This is a genomic window from Leptolyngbya sp. GGD, from assembly GCF_026735145.1.
Classification (GTDB): Bacteria; Cyanobacteriota; Cyanobacteriia; order Leptolyngbyales; family Leptolyngbyaceae; genus Leptolyngbya; species Leptolyngbya boryana.
Genome location: NZ_JAPQKE010000003.1, coordinates 793,094 through 815,405 on the forward strand (window position 1 = coordinate 793,094; position 22,312 = coordinate 815,405).

At 48.4% G+C, this 22,312-nt stretch carries 28 protein-coding genes and 1 tRNA gene; 14 read left to right on the forward strand and 15 right to left on the reverse strand.

The window, feature by feature from the left end:
• Positions 1 to 19 precede the first annotated feature (19 nt).
• Entirely contained in the window at positions 20 to 325 is a 306-nt protein-coding gene (locus OU814_RS18775) for a hypothetical protein (RefSeq protein WP_268184689.1), read from the reverse strand.
• A gap of 203 nt (positions 326 to 528) precedes the next feature.
• Here OU814_RS18775 and OU814_RS18780 point away from each other — a divergent pair, with 203 nt between their 5' ends.
• A complete protein-coding gene (locus OU814_RS18780; protein ID WP_268184690.1) occupies positions 529 to 702 on the forward strand; it encodes a hypothetical protein in 174 nt (57 codons plus the stop codon).
• 145 nt (positions 703 to 847) lie between these two features.
• On the opposite strand, the gene OU814_RS18785 is transcribed toward OU814_RS18780, so the two are convergent.
• From OU814_RS18785 to OU814_RS18810, 6 genes are all read right to left on the reverse strand, one after another.
• Positions 848 to 1,027 (reverse strand): hypothetical protein, encoded by a 180-nt coding sequence (locus OU814_RS18785; RefSeq protein WP_268184691.1) that lies wholly within the window; start codon positions 1,025 to 1,027, stop codon positions 848 to 850.
• A gap of 166 nt (positions 1,028 to 1,193) precedes the next feature.
• Positions 1,194 to 1,859 (reverse strand): hypothetical protein, encoded by a 666-nt coding sequence (locus OU814_RS18790; protein WP_268184692.1) that lies wholly within the window; start codon positions 1,857 to 1,859, stop codon positions 1,194 to 1,196.
• Positions 1,844 to 2,104: a hypothetical protein gene (locus OU814_RS18795; protein WP_225885687.1), complete on the reverse strand. Its 261-nt coding sequence runs from the start codon at positions 2,102 to 2,104 to the stop codon at positions 1,844 to 1,846. Before OU814_RS18795 ends, OU814_RS18790 begins: the two co-directional genes overlap by 16 nt.
• A 15-nt stretch (positions 2,105 to 2,119) precedes the next feature.
• A complete protein-coding gene (locus tag OU814_RS18800; RefSeq protein WP_225903962.1) occupies positions 2,120 to 2,605 on the reverse strand; it encodes a hypothetical protein in 486 nt (161 codons plus the stop codon).
• Positions 2,606 to 2,635: 30 nt separating this feature from the next.
• Complete coding sequence (locus OU814_RS18805; protein ID WP_268184693.1) at positions 2,636 to 2,956, reverse strand: hypothetical protein; 321 nt, start codon at positions 2,954 to 2,956, stop codon at positions 2,636 to 2,638.
• Positions 2,957 to 3,203: 247 nt separating this feature from the next.
• Entirely contained in the window at positions 3,204 to 3,425 is a 222-nt protein-coding gene (locus tag OU814_RS18810) for a helix-turn-helix domain-containing protein (RefSeq protein ID WP_268184694.1), read from the reverse strand.
• A gap of 323 nt (positions 3,426 to 3,748) precedes the next feature.
• Here OU814_RS18810 and OU814_RS18815 point away from each other — a divergent pair, with 323 nt between their 5' ends.
• The 6 genes from OU814_RS18815 (at position 3,749) to OU814_RS18840 (ending at position 6,587) form a co-directional block, all read left to right on the forward strand.
• A complete protein-coding gene (locus OU814_RS18815) occupies positions 3,749 to 4,084 on the forward strand; it encodes a hypothetical protein (protein WP_268184695.1) in 336 nt (111 codons plus the stop codon).
• Positions 4,085 to 4,152: 68 nt separating this feature from the next.
• Entirely contained in the window at positions 4,153 to 4,371 is a 219-nt protein-coding gene (locus OU814_RS18820; protein WP_268184696.1) for a hypothetical protein, read from the forward strand.
• Between the two features lie 81 nt (positions 4,372 to 4,452).
• Entirely contained in the window at positions 4,453 to 5,355 is a 903-nt protein-coding gene (locus OU814_RS18825) for a hypothetical protein (protein WP_268184697.1), read from the forward strand.
• Positions 5,352 to 5,579: a hypothetical protein gene (locus tag OU814_RS18830; protein ID WP_268184698.1), complete on the forward strand. Its 228-nt coding sequence runs from the start codon at positions 5,352 to 5,354 to the stop codon at positions 5,577 to 5,579. Before OU814_RS18825 ends, OU814_RS18830 begins: the two co-directional genes overlap by 4 nt.
• Positions 5,576 to 5,767 carry a hypothetical protein gene (locus tag OU814_RS18835; protein ID WP_268184699.1) on the forward strand — a complete coding sequence of 64 codons (192 nt, stop codon included), beginning with the start codon at positions 5,576 to 5,578 and terminating at the stop codon, positions 5,765 to 5,767. Before OU814_RS18830 ends, OU814_RS18835 begins: the two co-directional genes overlap by 4 nt.
• Positions 5,760 to 6,587: a hypothetical protein gene (locus OU814_RS18840; protein WP_268184700.1), complete on the forward strand. Its 828-nt coding sequence runs from the start codon at positions 5,760 to 5,762 to the stop codon at positions 6,585 to 6,587. The genes OU814_RS18835 and OU814_RS18840 overlap by 8 nt, the downstream gene beginning before the upstream one ends.
• Before the next feature lie 48 nt (positions 6,588 to 6,635).
• Here the strand turns inward: OU814_RS18840 and OU814_RS18845 are convergent.
• Positions 6,636 to 6,708, reverse strand: a tRNA-Glu gene (locus OU814_RS18845).
• Positions 6,709 to 7,003: 295 nt separating this feature from the next.
• Between OU814_RS18845 and OU814_RS18850 the strand changes: the two genes are divergently transcribed.
• A complete protein-coding gene (locus tag OU814_RS18850) occupies positions 7,004 to 7,813 on the forward strand; it encodes a lysophospholipid acyltransferase family protein (RefSeq protein ID WP_268184701.1) in 810 nt (269 codons plus the stop codon).
• A 47-nt stretch (positions 7,814 to 7,860) separates the two neighbouring features.
• Here OU814_RS18850 and OU814_RS18855 read toward each other — a convergent pair whose 3' ends face one another.
• The 3 genes from OU814_RS18855 to lepA all read right to left on the reverse strand — a co-directional run bounded on the left by OU814_RS18855 (position 7,861) and on the right by lepA (position 12,438).
• Complete coding sequence (locus OU814_RS18855; protein ID WP_190652460.1) at positions 7,861 to 9,276, reverse strand: UDP-glucose dehydrogenase family protein; 1,416 nt, start codon at positions 9,274 to 9,276, stop codon at positions 7,861 to 7,863.
• Between the two features lie 78 nt (positions 9,277 to 9,354).
• Positions 9,355 to 10,329 (reverse strand): UDP-glucuronic acid decarboxylase family protein, encoded by a 975-nt coding sequence (locus tag OU814_RS18860; protein ID WP_017288266.1) that lies wholly within the window; start codon positions 10,327 to 10,329, stop codon positions 9,355 to 9,357.
• Positions 10,330 to 10,620: 291 nt separating this feature from the next.
• Complete coding sequence (gene lepA, locus OU814_RS18865; RefSeq protein WP_017288267.1) at positions 10,621 to 12,438, reverse strand: translation elongation factor 4; 1,818 nt, start codon at positions 12,436 to 12,438, stop codon at positions 10,621 to 10,623.
• A 303-nt stretch (positions 12,439 to 12,741) separates the two neighbouring features.
• Here lepA and OU814_RS18870 point away from each other — a divergent pair, with 303 nt between their 5' ends.
• From OU814_RS18870 to OU814_RS18890, 5 genes are all read left to right on the forward strand, one after another.
• Positions 12,742 to 12,966 carry a type II toxin-antitoxin system CcdA family antitoxin gene (locus OU814_RS18870; RefSeq protein WP_017288268.1) on the forward strand — a complete coding sequence of 75 codons (225 nt, stop codon included), beginning with the start codon at positions 12,742 to 12,744 and terminating at the stop codon, positions 12,964 to 12,966.
• A 94-nt stretch (positions 12,967 to 13,060) separates the two neighbouring features.
• Positions 13,061 to 14,833, forward strand: coding sequence for a sensor histidine kinase (locus tag OU814_RS18875; RefSeq protein WP_017288269.1), 1,773 nt, complete (start codon positions 13,061 to 13,063; stop codon positions 14,831 to 14,833).
• A 101-nt stretch (positions 14,834 to 14,934) separates the two neighbouring features.
• Entirely contained in the window at positions 14,935 to 15,582 is a 648-nt protein-coding gene (locus OU814_RS18880) for a DUF3386 domain-containing protein (RefSeq protein WP_017288270.1), read from the forward strand.
• 118 nt (positions 15,583 to 15,700) lie between these two features.
• The gene (locus OU814_RS18885) at positions 15,701 to 15,937 is read left to right on the forward strand and encodes a NifU family protein (RefSeq protein ID WP_017288271.1); all 237 of its coding nucleotides are present in this window, start codon (positions 15,701 to 15,703) and stop codon (positions 15,935 to 15,937) included.
• Positions 15,938 to 16,014: 77 nt separating this feature from the next.
• A complete protein-coding gene (locus OU814_RS18890) occupies positions 16,015 to 18,249 on the forward strand; it encodes a glycoside hydrolase (RefSeq protein ID WP_268184702.1) in 2,235 nt (744 codons plus the stop codon).
• A 32-nt stretch (positions 18,250 to 18,281) separates the two neighbouring features.
• On the opposite strand, the gene OU814_RS18895 is transcribed toward OU814_RS18890, so the two are convergent.
• Together OU814_RS18895 and OU814_RS18900 are read right to left on the reverse strand one after the other, a co-directional pair.
• Positions 18,282 to 18,812 (reverse strand): hypothetical protein, encoded by a 531-nt coding sequence (locus OU814_RS18895; RefSeq protein WP_268184703.1) that lies wholly within the window; start codon positions 18,810 to 18,812, stop codon positions 18,282 to 18,284.
• Between the two features lie 83 nt (positions 18,813 to 18,895).
• On the reverse strand, positions 18,896 to 19,666 hold the full coding sequence (locus OU814_RS18900; RefSeq protein ID WP_268184704.1) for an Rpn family recombination-promoting nuclease/putative transposase: 771 nt from the start codon (positions 19,664 to 19,666) through the stop codon (positions 18,896 to 18,898).
• Between the two features lie 177 nt (positions 19,667 to 19,843).
• Here OU814_RS18900 and OU814_RS18905 point away from each other — a divergent pair, with 177 nt between their 5' ends.
• Positions 19,844 to 20,749: a cation diffusion facilitator family transporter gene (locus tag OU814_RS18905; RefSeq protein WP_017288275.1), complete on the forward strand. Its 906-nt coding sequence runs from the start codon at positions 19,844 to 19,846 to the stop codon at positions 20,747 to 20,749.
• 16 nt (positions 20,750 to 20,765) lie between these two features.
• On the opposite strand, the gene OU814_RS18910 is transcribed toward OU814_RS18905, so the two are convergent.
• Together OU814_RS18910 and OU814_RS18915 are read right to left on the reverse strand one after the other, a co-directional pair.
• Positions 20,766 to 21,443 carry an ATP-dependent Zn protease gene (locus tag OU814_RS18910; protein ID WP_268184705.1) on the reverse strand — a complete coding sequence of 226 codons (678 nt, stop codon included), beginning with the start codon at positions 21,441 to 21,443 and terminating at the stop codon, positions 20,766 to 20,768.
• Positions 21,440 to 22,246, reverse strand: a complete 807-nt coding sequence (locus tag OU814_RS18915) for a D-alanyl-D-alanine carboxypeptidase family protein (protein ID WP_190652466.1) — start codon at positions 22,244 to 22,246, stop codon at positions 21,440 to 21,442. Before OU814_RS18915 ends, OU814_RS18910 begins: the two co-directional genes overlap by 4 nt.
• Between the last annotated feature and the right edge of the window lie 66 nt (positions 22,247 to 22,312).

The following is a 22,312-nucleotide window of genomic DNA, read 5'->3' on the forward strand; positions in this document are numbered from 1 at the left end:
AATGGCTGTGAGGTTGAAATTAATTCGAGGTGTATGCCGCTGGAATTTGAGTTTGTGAGAACTCCCTAACGTGAAGCCATAGCTTTTTAGAGTTGTCAGAAGCCCATGCCGGATCGATTTCAAAGCTCGCTCGCATCCATAAGCGGGTTGTGCCATCTGCTGCCTTGAAGATTCCAGAATCGACGACACGCTCATTTGCTAAGTCGGTTTCGAGAACTCGCATTTGTGGATTCATCGCTTGAAGCGTGAGCAGCGCCCAGGCGGCGGCTTCTTCGACCGTGTTGATCGCGGGTGGAATTTGCGTTGAAAGATTAAGTGCACTCATGTTGATTTAAGCCTTGCTACGGGCTTATTAATCCCTGCAATGATGCAAATCACAGCAGAAACGCCTTCTCCAATGCCACAAAGGGCATGAAAGAGATTCTGAGTTTCCCAATGTTTGAACTCGCCCTACTCGTCCTAATCATCTGTGTTCTTTGTTGGGTGCTACCACAACTCAGTAACTCGCCTTCACGACGAGCGACACCCGTGCGCACTTCTTCAAAACCTGCAATTCAGCAGCGACTCTATCAGCTGGTGTATGGCGATCGGGCAATGGCTGAGCGACTTTTGCGGCAAGCAAGATTGCGCTATCCTGATCGCTCAGAGCAGTGGATTTGGGAGAAGGTTGTTTTAGACCTGGAACGCGATCGCCGCTGGTAATTTTCAGTTGGACTAGAAATGGATTAAATCGCTTTTTGGTTATATTCGGAAACCCCGATTCTCTCGTTAGCATTGATGCCACTTTATGACGAGAGAATCGGGGTTTTGATAGGGACTTCTGCGCTTGATGGCAGGAGTTCATTAGTCAATTACTGTTTAAATCCTGCTCCAATTGAGTACGCATTGCCTCAGTTAATATCCGTTCGATCAAATCATAAAAGTAATCTGCCATCTGCTCAGAAGTTGCGGTGATGGTTAACTCAACAGTATTTTCTGACTTGCCTAGTTTGAAATGATTTCTTGCTGAAATTTCTTCGCTACTCATTCTTACTAACCTCGCTGATTTGTTGATCAATCTTTTCCATCGGTGTAGCCATCGGTGTAGCTCCGGTGTGGTATCGGTGTAGCCATCGGTGTAGCCATCGGTGTAATGCACTGCTATAGGAACACCGAACACCGCACCGATTTACCGATTTACCGATCCGGTTAATTCAAAGTGTTAAGAGAAGCCGCCATTCTCGCATCGAAGAATCGCGCCATTCACCCAACTGAATCCCTGTTAAAGCTACTAATAATTGACGTAGATTTTCGGTGTTCAGCCCATAGTTTCTACCCCAATTACTTCGCATTTTCTCAACTGAAATCCATCCTTCTTGATCGCCATACTGCGCGCCTTGACCACTGAGATATTCAACGCATAGCCATCCAATATCGCCACACGCTTGCATCACGTCCTGCTTGAGTTTGAGTAAGTAGGTGGCTTGTTCTGGCGGTGCAAGTTCAGAGTGGGGAGTGACTCCCCACTCTGAACTCTGCTCCGGATAGAGGTTGCCTAACTCCTGCATCTGCTGATTGTGGTCAAGATCCATCGTTGCCAGGTTGCGATGATGCTGGTTCATCATGCTGTGCGAGATTTCTCGCTCAATCAGCGACTCGGTGAGTTCCTGTCTGCGTCCTTCTTTCTGCCACTTGGGGAGAATGTGCAAGGCGTGAACGAAACAGAGGATCGGAATTAGGAATGTGAGCAGCTGAATCGACGGCGGCAAGATTTTGGCAAAGCAGATGAGGATAAACCAGGTAAAACAACCTGCACCAAATGTGACTGTCCATTGTTGCCCGTAGTCAGTTTGTGGCATCCAGGTCATGAAGCGAGCCATCCGATTAGACCTCCAATCATGAATACCAGGAAAAGTGCGATCGCTAAACCGAGTGAGGTGTCCTCCCCCCATCCAAAGTGCTGATCGAGCAGTGGACCCGCGAAGTAACTCATGAGGGTGAGAACGAGCAGGATGAGAAGAACGACCCATAATCCGACTGTGAGCGGGGGAAGGTGGCGCGCCATTAGCCCAATAAAAGAACTAATGGCTAGACCTAACCCCAATAGGGTCGCGAATCTAGCCATTTTGAACATATTCGATTAGCTCCAGCGGTTGCTTACGTCAGAGTAGAGCGCTTGGTATTCCGAGACTTTCATCTGAGCATCGTGGTGAGACGCGCCCAGGCTGTAGCCCATTTGAGCGTATGCCGGGGTGAGATTGTAGAGCGTCTTCGCCTTGCTGACATCCGCTTTTTTCTTGGTGGCAGTTGTGCGAGCCACGGTCGTTTGATAAGCGCGGAAGCTGGATTGATCCGCTGCATCTGAGGATTCAATCGATCGCAATGCCTGATAAGCCTGACGGTTATTTTTCGCCTGACGCTTGCGAGTGGCGGCGGTGATTCTCAGTTTGTCCGCTTCCTCTTGGGTGAAGTTGCGGTGTCTGCTGACAACCTTCTCGGTGCGAATTTCGCTACTGTCACCGGGATTCCAGGGAGTAGGCGCGCCGCTGGCGACATTCATCACGTCGTTTGGGGTCATGATTTGATTGACCTTGGACATTTTACCGTTTGAACTTCCGAGTCTCATTTGATTTGCTCCTTAATTTGCAGAATGAATTTAGCGATTGCAGAATGCGAGACAGTTGGTGGGAACCACTTTCTCTTGAGTGACGATCACGGGTTTTTCGATAATTTGCGGCTGACCCGTGGCGGCAGCTGGCGGTGTGATCAGATTGATCGCGACGTGAGTGACGGCGGCGATCGCGACGGCACACATGCCGACTGCGAACCAGAACAAACCGTCTTTATCGGAGAGCAGCTTGACCAATGCAGAGTCAGGAACCAGGCGATAGTCTGTGCCGTTGTGGCGGTAGACCGGGTAATCGGTCGGTTTGGTGCTGTGCCATTGAACTGGCTGATGTTTGGTTAGATTTGGCATGATTATTTATAGATAGGTGAACCATTCGAGCAAAAAACGCGCGGAATCAGTGCCTTTGCACCGATCCGCGCGTTTTTTGTTTCCAAATCCTAGAGGGGTGGATCATAATTGCTTAGCTCCGTGTGTGTTTAAGCGTTACGGGGCGACGCTCAGAGAGAGTTAGCGCTCTCTCTGGGTCTAGAAGTTTTTTAGAATTGACCTTTCATTTTTCACGCTCCAAAAGTTGATCGTTACTGACACTGAAAGCCTAGTTTGTAAGGCTTTCAGTGTTTTTATTTGAGCCACGTCCGAAATAGACAGGTAGATCATGAACAGAACATTCAAGGAAAGAACAGAGATCTTGAATTTGCTTGATGGTCAATCGTGGCTCGCGACTCCCTGAAAGCCAGTAGTAAACCGCTCTCGGAGAAATGTCCAAGACCGTAGCAACCTCTTCAGGTGTTTTTCCTTTCAGTTTTAACAGGCTCATGAACTCAGATTCTTGACGAGTTTTTTTCATCTTAAACTGAACTCTTGTTCATGAACAAGAGTTCAGTTAGAATCCTCTAAGTTGAACTCTTGTTCACTAGACAGCACACAAACAGCACAAAACCGCGCTTTAGCCGTTGGTTAAAGCACCTTTCACGGTTTCGTGAGGGATTTAGCTGTGTCACAGACAGCTTGCGATCGGAGACAAACGATCGCGGTTTTTTGCCCCCATCAAGGCAGAACTATTCGATTGTCGGTTTTGTGCTGTCTGTGTGCCTTTCATTGTCCAGTGAACTGCTCACCTATACATCAGGAGAGATTGACATGACTGATACCCGCGTTGAAGCAAGTGCTTCAACGACCCGACCTTTTACCCAACTCGAATCTATTACTTACCATCACAGCGACTCTGAGGACTCAGCAGAGATTGTTGATATCGCCAGAACTTACGGCGATCGACTGGAAAAGCTCGCACCCATGCAGCGAGTTGATCTCATCATCGCGATCGCGGGGCGAATGGAGGACAGAATCGACTCCTCACTTTGTCCAGCCGGACTGCTTAACCAACTCGATTCAATGTCAAATGACACACTCTGCGCCCTCATGATCGCTGCGGCTCAGCAGTTACGGGCGGACTTGAAACACGATCGCAACTCCTAAAAAAAGCGATCGCGTGCCTACCAGGGAGCGCGATCGCAAAGACAAAATTTCAACTTATGCGGCTCATTATGACTCAAAAACACATGTACCTAATCCGAGTGGGCGATCGACTCATCAATCTAAATCGGGTGAATCATGCAAAGCACTTCATCCAGCAAGACCGCAGTTATGTGGAACTCTGTTTCGACTGCGAAATTATCCAACTCAGAGACAGCGAGGCGGAGCAGGCTTGGGATTATCTGGAAACGCTTTGTCAGAAAGTGCTGATCGAAGCGATCGCCCAATAGATCGAAGGGTAGGAGTGCTGCAAACACCCCTACCCGGATTTTTTTATCCACCAATTGATCAACAAATCATGAACCAAAATCATGTCTAACCGTAATTCTACTGAAAACACCCTCAAAAAGTCAGCCCCACACCATCGGATCAGCGTTAAGGATGTGATTCGAGATTATCGAGCAGGACTTCTCACGCCAGCCGGGGCAATTTTTTATCTCATCGCTGCATCGCGCCGCATTGGTCATTCGGTTCGAGTCAGCATCAATCAGATTTGCCGCCAGCTTGACCTCAGCAGGGCAACTTATTACCGCGCGATCGGCACGCTTGCAGGTCAAGGAAGATTGAAGATTTCTGCACCTGATGAAATGGAGTTAACTATCCCAATCTCAACTACCGAAGGGGTTGCAGATTATATTGTTTTGGAAGAATTGTCTCAAATTTGCGACAACTTGTCTCAGAATTGCGACAGAAATTCTCAAATTTGCGACAAGTTGTCTCAGAATTGCGACAACTTGTCTCAGATCTGCGACAACCAAGGGCTAGAACCCAGAACCCAAGCGGAGTCTGGATCTCCTCAACTAGATCAACTAGATCAATCTTTTAAACAACTAACTACTGAGTCAGTCAGTCCCCCCACCCACCCAGTTTTTCAAAAATTGAAAAGTTCCGGAATTGAATTGACAGAAGCGCAACTTCTCCAGATCGAATCCTTCAAAGCCGAACAAGTCGAACAAGCGATCGCAGTAGTCCAGAACTCAAAGCAAGTACAGGACAAAGTGAAATTCTTCTTCAAGGCATTAAGGAACGGGTGGAGACCAAATCTCCCGCGCGAGTCTGCGGCTCCAAATTTCGGTGAATGGTTTGATCGTGCGCGTGCTCAAGGTCGCGTAATTGCCTCAATGATGGGCGGCGATGGCGTTCTAAGGATTCTGATGTCAGATGAGCGATGGCTTACGCTTCCCGATGCAATTTTGGAGGTCTCAGGGACATGATGCCAATCGACTACAGCGATCGCATCGCCTACATGCAAGTGTGTCTCGAAATTCTCAACCACTTCGATCCAGCTGGCGAGTGGAGAGAGCATCAATTGCTGAAAAAGTGGCATGAGGATCACTACGCTGTGACCCGCAAGGAACTTGCACTTCTAGAAGAATTTCTAGACCAGGAACGCGAGCGAGTGACAGAGAAAATCGCGGTCATTCCGAGGGGAGCATGATCACGGCAAATCAAATCAATGCCGCTCGTGATGCCCTACTGCAAATGACTCGAGGGAGGCAAATCGAATTGCCGATTCCAATCCTGATCGAACCGACTCCGACCGCAGAAAGGGTTAAACGTGGCAAATTACGCCGCTCTAAATACGTCCAACTCTCGCTATTTGGAGAATCGCCGCCGCATGAATGAAAGCTGCTCTCACTGGGTTGAGGAGTTCCGAAAGGACTTCTATCAACGCGGTAGCAGCGAAACGACTTGGAATGGTGACTACTGGAAGATTTTGAAGAGATTGCCGATGGAAAGCCCACTTACAGCCACAGTTCTACATGACTTAGTGATTGGAACCACACCAAACACCAAGTCTAGAAAACGTGCCTGTATGGTGGCTCGTCAACTCGCGCATCTGGCACAAATTGACTATGACCCAAAGCGCTATCAGGGCAAGTATTCTCCGGAATCGGTCGATCCGCGTGTCGTTCCCTCTGATGAGGTAATTTGCTCTGAATGGGCACGGCTCACTAATCCCAGCTGGAGATGGGTACTCGGCATTCTGGCGACTTATGGACTTAGACCGCATGAAGCCTTCCGGCTTGATTTTGATGCACTGCGCGACGGCGATCGCATTCTCCAAGTGCAGCGCAACACCAAAACCGGGAAGCGCCAGGTCTGGGCATATCACCCGGAATGGTTTGAGGCGTTCAATCTGTCTGATGTGCAGTTGCCACCGATCAAACTTGATCGACCGAATGAAGCGATCGGGCGGTCTGTAAATCACTATTTTCGAGATGCCAAAGTGCCTTTCAATCCGATGCTATTGCGGCATCGTTGGGCAATTCGCTCGCTCGAATATGGCTTAGATTACAAGCTCGCTGCTCGCATGATGGGGCACTCGTATGTCATTCACGAGCGCATCTATCACCGCTGGATTGATCGAGTCATTCTGCAAAACGCATACGATCGCACTCTGCAAAATCACCAAATTCCACCGCTACCGCATTCGGAAAACTGAAAAAACAGGGTAAGAGTAAAACTCTCACCCTGTCTTAATTTCAGCTAATACCCCCAAGGGAATTCGAATCCCTGTCGCCTCCGTGAAAGGGAGGTGTCCTAGGCCTCTAGACGATGGGGGCACACCTCGCAGCGCGTTGTTCAGCGCGTTTGACATTTACTAATATAAGCGACAAAACTGTAACTGTCAACACCTAAGTTATTCGATTTTAGAACTTAGGGTTTGAAGCTGCGAGGAAGGGAGCCTTGCAAAAAGAGTCAGTGATTCGTTCTAAATTCGTCAATCAGCCACCCCTAGAACTGTCCTCTGATAGAGCCGCACGATCGAGAAAACCCACTACCGTAAATGGAATATAAGGATCATCTACCGACCCTAGAAGGTACGAGTTTTATTCTGCTATGCTTCTGATTGACTTCATGCGCTCGCCAAAATCCTCCAAATCTCATGGCGTATTGACTCGCCCCGGTCTTTCCATGCCTCTGTCTCAATCTTCCGCTACTGCAAAGGAGCGACTTTGTTCTGCCGAATCCGAGTCAACCGCTCGTCCGCCCGTGGAAATCCCAAATTCTATTGTTCAATCTACCCGCTCGCGCTGTCTTCCGTGGCTGGCTTCTATTGCTTACCCGCTGGCGCGATACCTTGTGCTTCCGTTCTACTTTCGTCGGATTGAAGTCACGGGTCGAGAGCATTTTCCAACCACAGGTCCAGTGATCATTGCCTCAACGCATCGATCGCGCTGGGATGCATTCATGGTTCCTTATGCGGTTGGGCAAGATGTCACTGGACGCGTGTTGCGATTTATGGTGACTGCCGATGAGATTAAAGGGCTGCAAGGTTGGTTTATCCGACGTTTGGGTGGCTTCCCCATCAACACACGTCACCCTGGAATCTCCGCTTTGCGTCACAGCGTTTGTCTCCTTCAGCACGGCGAAGTCTTAGTCATCTTTCCGGAAGGCAATATCTATCGTCAGCCAGCACCGCTTAAACCGGGACTTGCTCGACTTGCACTTCAAGCGGAAGCGAGCCAGCCAGAACTAGATGTTCGGATCGTGCCGATCTCCATCCAATACAGCAAGCCGCTTGTCCCCTGGCGCACCGCCGTCAAAATTCATGTCGAAAAGCCCTTGAGTGCTATCGTCTATGCCTCTGACCATCCCAAACAAGGTGCAAAACGATTAACTGAAGATTTAGAAATCATTTTGCGATCGCTCTCGAACTGCCCATAAAAAAAGAGACGCATCGCTGCGCCTCTTTCGAGTTGAGAAGATGAAACTTAGCGACCGATACCGATATAACGGAAGCCTGCTTCCTCCATCACAGGTTGGTTGAGGAAGTTCCGACCATCGATCAAAATTGGGGTGTTCATCAGTTTTGCCATCTTGATGTAGTCGAGACTGAGGAACTGTTCCCACTCGGTAATCAGAGCGAGTGCATCACAGCCATCGGCTAAGCGCTCTGCATCGGTTTCGACGATCACATCCGAAAGACCATGACGCATTCCGGTCTGAGAAATAATCGGATCGTATGCCTTCACTTTTGCACCGAGCCGAGCCAAGTTCTCAATCACATTCAATGCAGGAGCATCACGCAAATCATCGGTGTCCGGTTTGAAGGTCAAGCCCAGTAAGCCGATCGTTTTTCCTTTCAAGATTTTCAAAGCTTGCTGCAGCTTCTCAACCACGATCAACCGTTGACGCTCGTTGACACTCACTGCAGCCTTGAGCAGTTGAGTTTCGTAACCATAATCATCAGCGGTGTGAATCAATGCCGAGACATCTTTCGGGAAGCAAGATCCACCCCAACCGAGACCTGCTTGAAGGAATTTGCTGCCGATCCGAGAATCTAAACCGATGCCTTTCGCAACCTGGCTCACATCTGCCCCAACGCGATCGCAGATATTCGCCACTTCGTTGATAAAGCTGATTTTGGTTGCCAAAAATGCATTCGCTGCATATTTGATCATTTCAGCTGAACTGAGATCCGTCACAACCACGGGAACTGGAGGCGCAGATTTAACTTCTGCAAATTGACGCTCTACGATCGGAGCATAGAGTTCTTTCATCAATTTGATTGGACGATCGTTGTTATTGCTGCCTAAGACAATACGATCGGGATTGAATGTGTCAAATACAGCCGAACCTTCGCGCAAGAATTCAGGATTACTGACGACATCAAAATCATAGTCGCCTGTCACCGCACTGGGCATGACTTCATCCACGCCGCCACCTGCTGTCGCGAGGACAGGCTGTGCTTCAGCCTTTTGGCGCTCTGCGATGCCATCAAGCACGATCATTCTCACCCAGTCACCCGATCCAATCGGAACTGTAGACTTATTCACAATCACCTTATAGCCGCCTTTGAGGTTTGAGCCGATGCCCCGGGCTACTGCTTCAACATAGCGGGTATCACTTTCCCCGTTTGGTAATGCAGGCGTGCCAACCGCAATAAATAAAATTTCGCCATGTTCAACACCCGCTGCGATATCAGTGGTAAATTCCAAGCGTCCAGACTGAATGGACGACTGCATGATTTCAGACAATCCGGGTTCAAAAATTGGGGACTGTCCCGCCTGCATCAACTTGACTTTTGCTTCGTTGTTGTCTACGCAAATGACATGATGACCAATATGCGAAAGGCAAGCACCTGTTACCAAACCTACGTAGCCTGTTCCAATAACGCAAACGCGCATAACTCTAGACTCCTCAAAACAAAGGTCAGTTTATTTCTCGCTAGCATTCCCGAATTTCAGAAATTCGGGAATGTTTGATTAATGCGTGGTGATGCTAGCCGCATCCAATTGAGATTGTGCTTCGGAAGCTTCAATACGGCTGCGAAAATCTGCGATCGTACGCTCTAATCCGTCTCTCAGCGAGATTGTCGGTTGCCAACCTAGGTGCGTTTGAGCACGAGTGATATCCGGCTTGCGACGACGCGGATCATCTTGCGGCAGTGGCTCAAATTTCAACGCAGCTTCAGGATTGACCATATCCTGAACCGTTTGCGCGAGCTGTAAAATTGTATACTCGCCTGGGTTACCCAGGTTCACAGGCCCAATAAAGTCGCCATTCATCAAGCGATAAAGTCCGTCTACGAGGTCGGAGACATAGCAGAAGCTGCGAGTCTGAGATCCATCTCCGTAAACTGTTAAGGGAATCCCACGCAGTGCTTGAACGACCAGATTGCTGACAACGCGACCGTCGTTTTCGAGCATTCGAGGCCCATAGGTATTGAAAATTCTAGCAACACGGATATCAACATCGTTTTGGCGATGATAATCAAAGGCAAGGGTTTCCGCGACTCGTTTCCCTTCGTCGTAGCAGCTGCGAATCCCGATCGGGTTGACGTTACCCCGATATTCTTCCGTTTGAGGATGCACTTCTGGGTCGCCGTAGACTTCTGAAGTGGATGCCAGCAGAAATCTTGCCTTGACACGCTTCGCCAATCCCAGCATGTTGAGCGTGCCCATCACGTTGATTTTGACAGTTTTGACTGGATTGTACTGGTAATGAACGGGTGAGGCAGGACATGCCAAGTGATAGATCTGATCAACTTCGAGCCGAATCGGTTCTGTAATATCGTGACGGATCAATTCAAAATTGGGATTTCCTAGCCAATGTTGAATATTGCGTTTATGTCCGGTATAAAAGTTATCCAAGCAAAGCACTTCATGACCTGTGTTCATGAGGCGATCGATTAAGTGAGAGCCAATAAAACCCGCACCACCAGTGACAAGAATTCGCATAAGTCCAGAATCTGTTGAAGTTGCAAACGAACGAGGGTCGGAGTTGCAAGGTGCTCAATCTTACGATTGAGTCAACTCTTGCTTGCCAAGATTGTACCCATTAAATTAACGAGCATCGCGGAGTGCATCCGGATGGAGCAAGCGGAAAGAGCTGATGTGAAACGAGCTTTTGCAGTTAGCACCATAGCAGAAGCCTTTGAAATGGGGGGTTCGTGTCGATCGAGTTCACCGAATCTTCAATCCCCAAATGAAAATCGCTCCAACTTTTTGGGTAGGAGCGATTCGAGCGTGTTAACTTTGTTCGTTTGAGAGTCGAAGCACTGCCATAAAAGCTTCTTGGGGCACATCGACCGTCCCGATCGCTTTCATGCGCTTCTTGCCTTTCGCTTGTTTTTGCAGCAATTTCTTCTTCCGTGAGATGTCACCGCCGTAGCATTTGGCTAGGACATCTTTACGAAGCGCCGGGATATGTTCACTGGCGATAACTTTGCTGCCGATGGCGGCTTGAATCGGGATTTTAAATTGATGGCGTGGGATCAGTTCGCGAAGTTTCTCTGTAAGCGCACGACCGACTCCATAGGCTTTGTCGCGGTGAACGATCGTTGCCAGCGAATCGACCGGATCACCGTTGATCATGATATCCAACTTCACCAACGCGTTTTCTCGGTAGCCGATCAGTTGATATTCCATGCTGGCGTACCCGCGCGATCGTGACTTCATCTGATCAAAGAAGTCTGTGACAACTTCTGCGAGCGGCAATTCATAAATCAGCGTGGTGCGTCCAGGGGTGAGATACTTCATATCTTTGAAAACCCCACGCCGATTTTGGCAGAGTTCCATCAACGTCCCCACATACGTTTCAGGCGTGATGATATCGACTTGAACATAAGGTTCTTCGATCTTTTCGCGCTCGGTAGGTGAGGGAAGTTTACCTGGATTATCGATCAAGACAACTTCGCCTTTGATCGTAGTGACTCGATAAACCACCGAAGGCGCAGTGATAATTAGATCCAGGTTATATTCGCGTTCTAGCCGTTCTTGGACAATTTCCATGTGCAGCAAGCCGAGGAAGCCACACCGGAAGCCAAAGCCCATCGCACTGGAAGTTTCTGGCTCAAAATTCAATGCAGCATCGTTGAGCTTTAATTTGTCGAGTGCTTCTCGCAATTCTGGGAACTGGTCGGCATCGGTCGGGAACATGCCGCAAAACACCATCGGTTTTGCTTCGATGTACCCAGGTAGAGGTTCAGAAGCTTTCTTCGCCGAGAGGGTAATTGTGTCGCCGACTCGTGCATCTTCTACTGCTTTAATCGAAGCCGCAAAATAGCCCACTTCACCTGCATGAAGTGAATCAACCTGGACTTGAGTGGGAGAGAGAACGCCCAGTTCATCGATCTGATATTCCTTACCCGATGCCATCAGGTAGACTTTATCGCCTTTTTTCACCTGGCCATCGACGACCCGGAAATAGACAATGACACCGCGATAAGCATCGTAATAACTATCGAAAATCAGAGCGCGGAAGGGATCGTTGGTTGTGTCTGCAGGGGGCGGAACTTTTTGCACGATCGCTTCTAAAATGTCGGGCACACCAATGCCTTCTTTTGCCGATGCCATGATCGCTTCCGAGCAATCTAACCCGACGACATCTTCGATTTCTTGGCGCACGCGATCGGGTTCTGCGCCGGGCAAATCAATCTTGTTCAGAACCGGAATGATTTCCAAATCGTGTTCCAGTGCCAGATAGACGTTTGCCAGCGTTTGAGCTTCTACGCCTTGAGAGGCATCGACGACGAGGAGCGCACCTTCGCACGCTGCGAGCGATCGCGAAACTTCGTAAGAGAAATCGACGTGTCCAGGCGTGTCGATCAAGTTCAACACATACTGCTGTCCATCTTTTGCGGTGTAATTCATTCGGGCAGCTTGCAGTTTGATCGTGATCCCGCGCTCCCGCTCCAGATCCATACTATCGAGGAACTGTTCTTTCATTTCCCGTGCGGTCACGGTTCCCGTTTCTTGGAGCAAACGGTCAGCCAGCGTAGACTTGCCGTGGTCGATATGAGCAATGATCGAAAAATTGCGAATGCGGTTGACGGGTACGTCAGTCATAAACTTCAGAAGGTGCAGGAGCAAAGGACAGGCACTCTCAGACAAAAGAGATGCTTAAGATATTTTAATGCTTTCTTCACTGAGTTCGAGAATTTGAGAGGCTATTAATAAAGAAACATCAGTTACGATAATTTCTCCTGGTGTCAAATTTGCCTCGAAGCTATCAATGAAAAAATGTTAAAACTTTGATGAATCTAGGTAAAAAACGGTACATCCATTTTATGGGGAAAGATCGCAACTGGGTGATTTTTACTGAATTGCCCCGACTCTTCAACCAACCTTCTCAGAGAAGGTGATTGCCTTATGAATGATAAAGTTCAAATTCCCGATCGACACAAAACCGAATTAGCCATTCAGATTGATTCTGATCTGTTGGATCAAGTCCGTCATTTGACGAACGATCCAAGCAAAGTGGTGGAAGTGGCGTTGCGGCAGTGGTTGAGAAGCGAAATGTACCGGGACGAAGACAATGCGCGGACGCTGCCAAGAAATCCACCTTTGCCTCCCCGAGGGGAATGGAACGATTAGGATAAGAAGTGAGCGATCGGGCATTGTGATCGGGCTATCTAGGTTAGGGTCGCGTTTGTGATGCCAGGTGTTGTTGCTTCGAGATTCAGGTCAAATGGTCACTTCTGTGGATCTTTCTACTTCTCTGTCTGATTCTTCTTACTCGATTGACTCGTCCGCTTCTGATTCTGCTGCACCCAGGGTTGCAGAGTTGATGATGATCCAAGATGCGGCGGGAGTTTTGATTGCGTTCGACTGGCAGAGGGCAGCAGATTTTCAGATTCAACCTGAGCATTTGTTGGGCAGATCGATTCAAGCCGCATTTGCACCCGTCTCTCGTTCAACCTATCTCGATCGTCTGAAACGAGTGCTTGCCTCTCAAACGCCCGAACAGTTTCGATGTCTGTTTGAGTGCGGCGATCGTACCGTTCTCTTCGACTTGGTGATGAGTCCGGTAATTTTGCCCAATGGAACAGCGGCACTCGTTGCTGTGACTGGCGAACAGGCGAATGAGCTAGATGAGATGCGATCTCCCTTGCAAGCAGTTGAATTGTCGCGTGGGAATTCGCTCGATCGCTATCAGCAGCTTTTGACCCAAATTGTTTGGAATGCGCGCCAGAATTTAGACCTCTCAACGATTTGGCAGGTCACCGTAGACGGATTGGGCATGGCACTCGATGTCAGTCGGTGTGTAATTTGTCCCTATGATCCCAAGCGATCGAGCATTAAGTCGGTGGCAGAATTTCGTCAAGATTGCATGACTTCATTGAAAGGGGCAACGTTTGACATTCAGAGCGATCCTTTACTCCAGAAAGCTTTGACAACACTGAACCCGATTCGGGCAGTGCGCCAAGCTCCCGAAGAGATTGAATTAAATTCGAGTCTGGATGTTCCTCAAACGCGCTTGCTGGTCGCCACCCATTATCAGGATCAGCCGAATGGGGTGATTATTCTCGATCAGTGCGATCGCGATCGCGTTTGGACGCAAGCGGAATTAGATTTTGTGCAGGAGTTAGCCGATCAGGTGGGAACCTCGATCGCTCATGCGGCATTGTTGATTGAACTGCAACGTGCGAATGATAATTTGATGCTGAAGCACCGCGAACTCGATGAAGCACGCCATCAAGCCGAGGAAGCGTCCAGACTCAAGAGTGAATTTTTAGCCAATACCTCGCATGAGTTGAGAACGCCGCTGAATGGAATGATTGGCTTTTTGAAGCTGGTTCTCGATGGGATGGCAGAAGATCCCCAGGAACAGCGAGAATTTATCGAAGAAGCTCATCGATCGGCAATGCACTTGCTGGACATCATTAACGATGTCTTGGATATCGCCAAGATTGAAGCTGGAAAGATGCAGATCGAATGCAGTCCAGTGAGCTTGCAAGAATTACTCGATCAAGTAGAAACGATGACTCGAACTCAGATTCGCCAGAAGAATTTGAGTTTTGAGGTGCAAATGCCTCAGACGCACGATGAAATTGTTGTGTATGGCAATTATCAGCGTTTGCTTCAGGTGTTGCTGAATTTGATGGGAAATGCGATCAAGTTCACCAATGAAGGCGGTGTGACCGTGAGTGCCGAGGTGATTAAAAAGCGAATTGTCGTGCAAGATGAGGAGTTGCCCGGACTGGTGAAGATTCGGGTCGCAGATACCGGAATTGGGGTTTCATTAGACAAACAAGACAAACTGTTCCAATCGTTTAGCCAAGTCGATGGATCGCTGACGCGGCAGTATGGCGGAACAGGTTTAGGGTTGGCAATTTCTCAGAAATTGGTAGAAGCCATGGGCGGAGTTGTCAACTTCTATAGTATGGGTGAAGGCTTGGGATCGACTGTGACGTTTACAGTGCCGTTGTATCAAGAGCCTGTAATGATTGCAGCAGATTAAATCGAGCCTGCTGGCAGCACCGACTCGATGAAGTTCAATCCTACAAGCGAGTTTGTGCCAAATTCTCTAAACTAGAACAAGAGAAGTAACGGAGATCTAGGATGACGACTGTGCAAACCGATGCTCGTGCTTTGTTTCGGGCTGCTTACGAAAATCGGTACACCTGGGATGAGAATTTTCCGGGCTATACCGCAGATGTAACCTACCGCGAAGGCGATAAGACTTACAACGCAAAGTGCCGCATCAATCCTGATTTCACCTTTGATGTATTTGACATTGAAGACGGAGAAGGCAAGAAAGCGATTCACGGGCAAGTTTGGGAAATTGCAGTGCATCGGGTTCGTCGGGCTTTTGAAGCGACGCATGGCGAGAATACATTTACGCTCGGCGCAACTGATCCAGATGGGAGCGTTGAGCTTTTAGTCGGTGGGAAGGGAGAAGGCGATCGCTATAAAATTCGCAATAACGAAGTCAGCCTCGTGCATCGTCACATTCATGGTGTCGTCGTGACGATTAATACCTTCAGCAGTCACGATACGGGCAGTGGCTATCTCTCGCATCGCTACGATTCGATCTACAGCGATCCGAAGACTGGCGCAGTCAAAGGCGCAAGAAGCGAATTTGAAGACCTGTACGAAGAAATCGGTGGGTATTACATTCTGACCAGCCGGACGATCAAAACTGAACAGCATACGAGCGAATTTTCGTTTGCGAATGTGAGATTGTTGGAACCTGCGAGCGTGGCTTAGTAGAGGGTGGGGAGTGGGGAGTAGGGGGTAGGGAGTAGAACTTTCTCCCCACTCCCCACTCCCCACAGTCCGCCAATCAAAGCTACGATGAGATCAACAAGTTGTTAGTAGGTGAACTATGTCTTTGACACTTACGCCCGAAAATGTCGAAACCGTTTTGGACGAAATGCGTCCCTATCTGATGTCAGATGGTGGCAACGTGGAACTGGTGGAATTAGATGGGCCGATCGTGAAACTGCGTCTTCAAGGTGCTTGCGGCAGTTGCCCAAGCTCAGCGATGACTTTGAGAATGGGAATTGAACGACGTTTGCGCGAAATGATTCCAGAAATCGCGGAAGTCGAACAGGTTTTGTAAGGAAATCCTGAAAATGAAATGGGGGGCAAGCGGTAGACTATTAAACTGAACAGGTCTATCCCAAGCCTCCATTTTTTATGCCGTATCCGCTTCACGTCGCTTTCATCTGGCATCAGCATCAACCGCTTTATAAAAGCCGTGGCGATGCGAATTATTATGCTGCTTCTGAGGGGCAATATCGCTTGCCTTGGGTGCGGCTGCATGGAACCAAGGATTATCTTGATCTAATTCTGTTGTTAGAACGTTATCCAAAATTGCATCAGACGGTGAATCTTGTGCCGTCGCTGATCATGCAAATTGAGGATTATGTGGCTGGAACGGCACTTGACCCGTATTTGATCGCGACCGTTACGCCTGTAGAGAACCTCGATCGCGCATCCAAGGAATTCGTGATTGAACATTTCTTTGATGCGAATCAGCATACTTTAATCAATCCGCATCCGCGCTATTCAGAACTCTACGGGCAGCGGCAGGAACGGGGACGCGGTTGGTGTCTGGAGAATTGGCAGGAACAGGATTATAGCGATCTGCTGGCTTGGCATAATTTGGCGTGGATTGATCCGTTGTTTTGGGATGATCCAGAGATTGAGGCTTGGTTGAAGCAGGGGAAAGGGTTTACGTTGAGCGATCGCCAAAGAATCATCGCGAAACATAGAGAAATTCTCAGTCGCATCATTCCTCAACATCGCAAGATGCAAGAATCGGGTCAGCTTGAGGTGACGACAACCCCTTACACGCATCCGATTTTGCCGCTGCTCGCAGATACGAATGCGGGACGGGTAGCTGTACCGAATATGACGCTGCCAGAATCGCGCTTTCAGTTTGCAGAAGATATTCCTCGGCATTTGAATAAAGCTTGGCAGATGTATGAGGAGCGATTTGGGTGTGCTCCACGGGGCTTGTGGCCTTCGGAACAGTCGGTGAGTCCTGAAATTTTGCCGTATGTTGCAAAACAGGGATTTCAGTGGCTGTGTTCGGATGAGGCAGTGTTGGGATGGTCGCTGAAGCATTTCTTCCATCGGGATGAGACGGGGAATGTTTATGAGCCGGAGAAGCTTTATCGTCCGTATCGGTTGGAAACGCCTGCGGGAGATTTAGCGATCGTATTTCGGGATCATCGGTTGTCAGATTTGATCGGATTTACTTACAGCGCGATGGAGCCGAGGCAAGCTGTGACGGATCTGGTCGGACATTTAGAAGCTATTGCGCGATCGCTCAAAGATCAAGCGGATCAACCTTGGTTAGTGACCATTGCATTGGATGGTGAGAACTGTTGGGAGTTTTACCCACAAGACGGTAAGCCTTTCTTAGAACTGCTTTACCAGACTTTGAGCAATGATCCAGATATCAAGTTAGTTACCGTTTCAGAATTCATTGAGCAATATCCACCGACAGAAACGATTCCTGCACAACAATTGCATAGTGGTTCTTGGGTCGATGGAAGCTTTACAACCTGGATTGGTGATCCTGCCAAAAATAAAGCTTGGGATTTGCTCACTGCGGCGCGTCAGACTTTAGCAGACCATCCTGAAGCAACGGAAGAAAACAATCCCGAAGCTTGGGAAGCACTGTATGCAGCAGAAGGATCGGATTGGTTCTGGTGGTTTGGGGAAGGACATTCCTCGAATCAAGATGCCATGTTTGATCAGTTGTTTCGAGAGCATTTAGCAGCGTTGTATCGATCGCTGAATGAACCTGTGCCTGAGAATGTTCGCCAGCCTGTTGAGGTTCACGAAGCTCGTGGAGATCATACGCCGCAAGGATTTATTCATCCGATGATCGATGGTCGCGGCAATGAGCAAGATTGGGATAAAGCGGGACGAATTGAAGTCGGAGGTGCGCGCGGAACGATGCACCAAAGTAGCCCGATTCAGCGCCTTTGGTATGGGGTAGATCACTTGAATCTCTATCTTCGCTTGGACTTTCAGACGGGCGTACAACCGGGTAAAGAGATTCCGCCAGAGTTGAATTTACTGTGGTTCTATGAGAATCGCCCGATGCACAATAGTCCGATTCCGCTCGTCGATTTGCCGAAGGAATCGCCTTTGAACTATGCGTTTCACCATCATTTGGGGATAAATTTGCTGACTCAGACGGTTTGGCTGCAAGAGGCGGGTGAGTATTCGCGCTGGCAGTCACGGGCAAGTCGGGCACAGGTTGGAATTGATAGTTGTGTTGAGATTGCAATTCCATGGGCGGATCTTCAGGTGGAGCCGGATTATGGATTGCGCTTAGTTATCGTGTTCTCAGAGGGTGGACGCTATCGACAGTATTTGCCAGAGAATGGAATGCTTGCGATTTCGGTTCCGTAAGATGGGGGCGATCGTCGTTTTGGGCGATCGCTCTACTCTCTTGCGAAGATAGTTACACCGCTAGGTGTAGCAATAACAAATGACTTACCACTGTAAGAAAACCCATACGCTCGGATATCAGCGTCTTCATATATTTTGGTCATCCTGTCAGGCTTACTATACAGATAAGAATTAGGGGGAAGCAAAATCACCATTTGCTCTGGGAAACTCAATGTGACGCATTCAAGCTGCCAACCGTCTTCTGTAATAGTTGAAAGTCCACCTCCAAATAAACCAGCCATTCTAATGATGCGATCGCTTAAGATACCAATGCCTTGAGCTTCCAGGTACGTCTCATTCTCATAGTATTCCTCATCATCTCTTACAATTTTTTGCCCTTTGAGACAGTCAATGACACCTCGACCTTGTGAAGATACAACTAGCAAGTTGTCAGATTCACGATCATAACCAACTGAGCGCAATCCGCCTGTAGAGAAAGTGGCAAGGCGTTTCCAAGGATCTGGCACTTGGTCAATTTCTAGGGATCGCAATCTTTTCTTCAATGGCTCTAAATGGTTATACATACTCGTGAGTTGACACTGAATACGGAGTTTCTTAAGTTGAACAACAAGTCCTAAGCGGTTTCTAAGAGCGCAGAGCACGATCACTAGTTCTGTGGAGCATCATTCATTTGTTGTTGAAGGTGTTGAACTTCTTCGATCGACAAACCTGTTCCACGTGCAATTGCTTCAATTGGAAACCCTTCACGCAGGAAATTCATCGCAATTTCTCGTCGATTTTGCTCTTTTCCTTCTGCCAAGATTGAACGATAAACAGAGGATTCCTGCATAATGTCTCTCCGTAATATGCGATAAATAATGCCATCCTCTAATTTTAACCCGGCGAGAATAGCTGAGGTGGCAATTAGGTTCGCTTGTGTAGCAAGGTCTGGAATCTGCTCGATCGCTTGTGCTGCTTGCCGTAATGTTGATTCTGGATTTAGTGTCTGTCCTAGAACCGCAAAAGGAATTAGACCAGGATATTGCAAGAATAGATCATTCGGCTGCTCCCACAAACGGATGACATCAAATTCGTGGCGCGTACGTTCCAAGGTAAAGTCCGTTTTGTGAACGAGGTCAGATGCGGTTTGCTTGAGATAAATCACGACTTGGCGCATCGTTTTTGTTTTATCTCGTCTGTATCCTCGCCCGCGATAATCGAACATTCTGAATGGAATATCTGGGTCAGGACGGGTTTGAAATTCTAGGTGCAAAATCATGTTGTCTGACTCTAGTAGAATCAGAGCATCAGCGCGAATTGGGTCAAGTGAAAGCTCTGAAGGCTGAATCTCAGTTAAGATAACGGGTTCTCCAAGTAACCAACTCGCAAAGTCCGCTGAGAAGTTTTCAGCTAAAAAGCGACAAGCATCGTCGTACATTTTTCCGGTCTATAAAGCAATACAAATATACTGTATAATTGCGTTTCAAGCTAGTCTAAAAAGAGCGATCGCGCTTTCCACTCACACAATCAGCATCTCTTCATTGCAGGCTAGACATCTGAATAAACGTTCAGATATTCTGAAGACAGTCTTTGAAGGTTGAGCCGCAGCATTCTAATGCATCATCATCACCATCACGATCATTCAACCGTTCGATACGATCGCGCTTTTCTCATCGGTATCGTTCTCAATTTAGGCTTTGTAATGGCTCAAGCGACGTTTGGTTGGTTGACGAATTCTCTCGCTTTACTCGCGGATGCGGGACATAATTTAGGCGATGTTTTGGGACTTGCGATCGCTTGGGGCGCATATACACTGGCACGTCGTCGTCCCACGAAACGTCATACTTACGGACTGCGGAGAGCTTCGATTCTCTCACCACTGATTAATTCTAGTTTGCTGCTCAGTGTGACGGTCTTTATTGCGATCGAAGCGATTCAGCGCTTGATTGATCCGAAACCTGTCGAAAGTCTGACCGTGATAATTGTCGCTGCGATCGGGATTTTGGTGAATGGTGCAACAGCTTTGATGTTCCAGAAAGATCATCAGCATGATGTGAATGTGAAAGGCGCATTTCTGCACATGGTTGCAGATGCTTTAGTTTCGGTGGGTGTGGTCTTGAGTGGGTTGATCATTACTTTGACTGGGTGGCAGTCAATTGATGCGATCGCAAGTATGGGAATTGCGATCGTGATTGGAATCGGTGCATGGAATTTGCTGCAAGAGTCGCTCAGTTTGGCATTAGATGGTGTGCCTGCAAATGTAGATTTACGAGCGATTCAAAACTATTTACTAGACTTACCCGGAGTTGGCTCGATTCATGATTTACATGTGTGGGCACTGAGTTCAACAGAACCCGCTTTAACAGCACATCTCGTCATGCTTGCAGGCGTACCTGGGTCAGATTTTCTGGCTCGGATTTCTCACGACCTGCACGATCGTTTTGGAATTGAACACAGTACGATTCAGATTGAGACAGGTTCAGCTTTTCTGCCTTGTATGCAGAGCGATTGCGGTATGTAGAGCCTAAACACGGCAATTAAGATTGGTCTTGAATCGCTGAATAACATTGTTCGATCGATTGATTCTCCTGCAAAGCAACGACTAACGCGTCGTAGGCTGACTGATGATTTTTCAGCAGATCTTTCGCTCTCAAAATAGATAAACGCTCCCGCTGAGGCAATTCTGACGCAGGAATACGTAATTTCGTTAAAGTCTCACGGAATTTCTGGCGATCGTCTGCGCCCCCTTCTGAATTGCCATACGCTAATTGCTCTGCCGCAATTCCTGCCATCCAGACCGTACAGTAACGCTCAAGCAATTGGGATGAGAGCTTGCCTTGCTGAAGTTCCGCTTCTAATTCCTGAGTGTCAAACTGCACACCACCCAGTCCGGCTTGCCCTTTGCGAAACGCTTGCCACGCATTTAAGGTATAGCCCACGACCGGAATTTGCAGTTGTTGAGCAACAAGAAAATGTCCCGCTTCATGCCGCAGAACGCGATCGCGATGAGCCGGAGAAAACCGAGCAAGCCAATCGAGGCAGAGTGTGCCAAACTTCCCTTGCCACTGAAATGAATCCAGCGTTGCAAGTCCAAGAATGCTAAAGGTTGCGATCGCAGGAATCGCAGGCGAAAAATTCAGCAACGGACTGAGCAAGGTGCTCATCGTCATAGTGAAAATGCCGATCGCAACGAGATTCAATGCAGTTTGATTCATGGATTTGGGGTAGGCGGATTTTCTTGCTTGAATTCTTTCGCTCTGTAGAAGGTTTCTAAGCTTTGCTTATCCCCTACAAATCGCCAATGCCAAGGCTCATAAGTCACGCCTTGCTTGTTTCCCTGGGGAAAAGAGAGTTCAAAATTAAATCTTGTCGCATTGGCAGCCAGCCATCGGTAGGCAGGAGTCTTATCGAAATCTGGACTGAGATTTACCGCTGGAACCGTGCCATCGCCAATATCGATCGCGTATCCAGTGTGATGTTCACTATATCCAGGCGGCGCACTGACTAAAGCACGCTGTTCTGGGGTCTGTGCCCGTTCTGCTTTGACATCAAAATAAACTTGCTGCTGTTCTTGAAGCGATCGAAATCCAGAAAGCGGATTGAGAATTACGCCTTCGGCATTCGCTGCTGCCACCATCTCTTTGAAGGCTCTAGCAGCAGGAGTTCGCATTTTTATTCCACCATCAGCAGAAACGGCTTCGAGGTCGTTTAGCGGTGCTTCGGGATAGGCAAAATGATTGAGAAGTCTCCCATCATCCGGAGATTTTGCGTCACTCGGCTGTGGGCTTTCCGCGACAGGAGTCGGACTGGCAATGCTGCGACTCAGCCACCATTGATAGGCAAGCCACCCGCCTCCGGACAGTAGCGCGATCGTCACCAGTCCGCCTAGCCATAGCCAAAACTTCGAGCCAGACTGAACCGGAGGCGCAATCGGAGATTCGCGCTCAGCAATCGGAATGTCATCAAAAGACGGTGCTTGATCTTGCGGAGGTTTTCCCGGCTGACTGGCATTACTCAAGAGGGGCGCTCCTCAACTCCACGGCTCACAGTATTACAGAATAGCAATAATCCGGGATTGCGATCG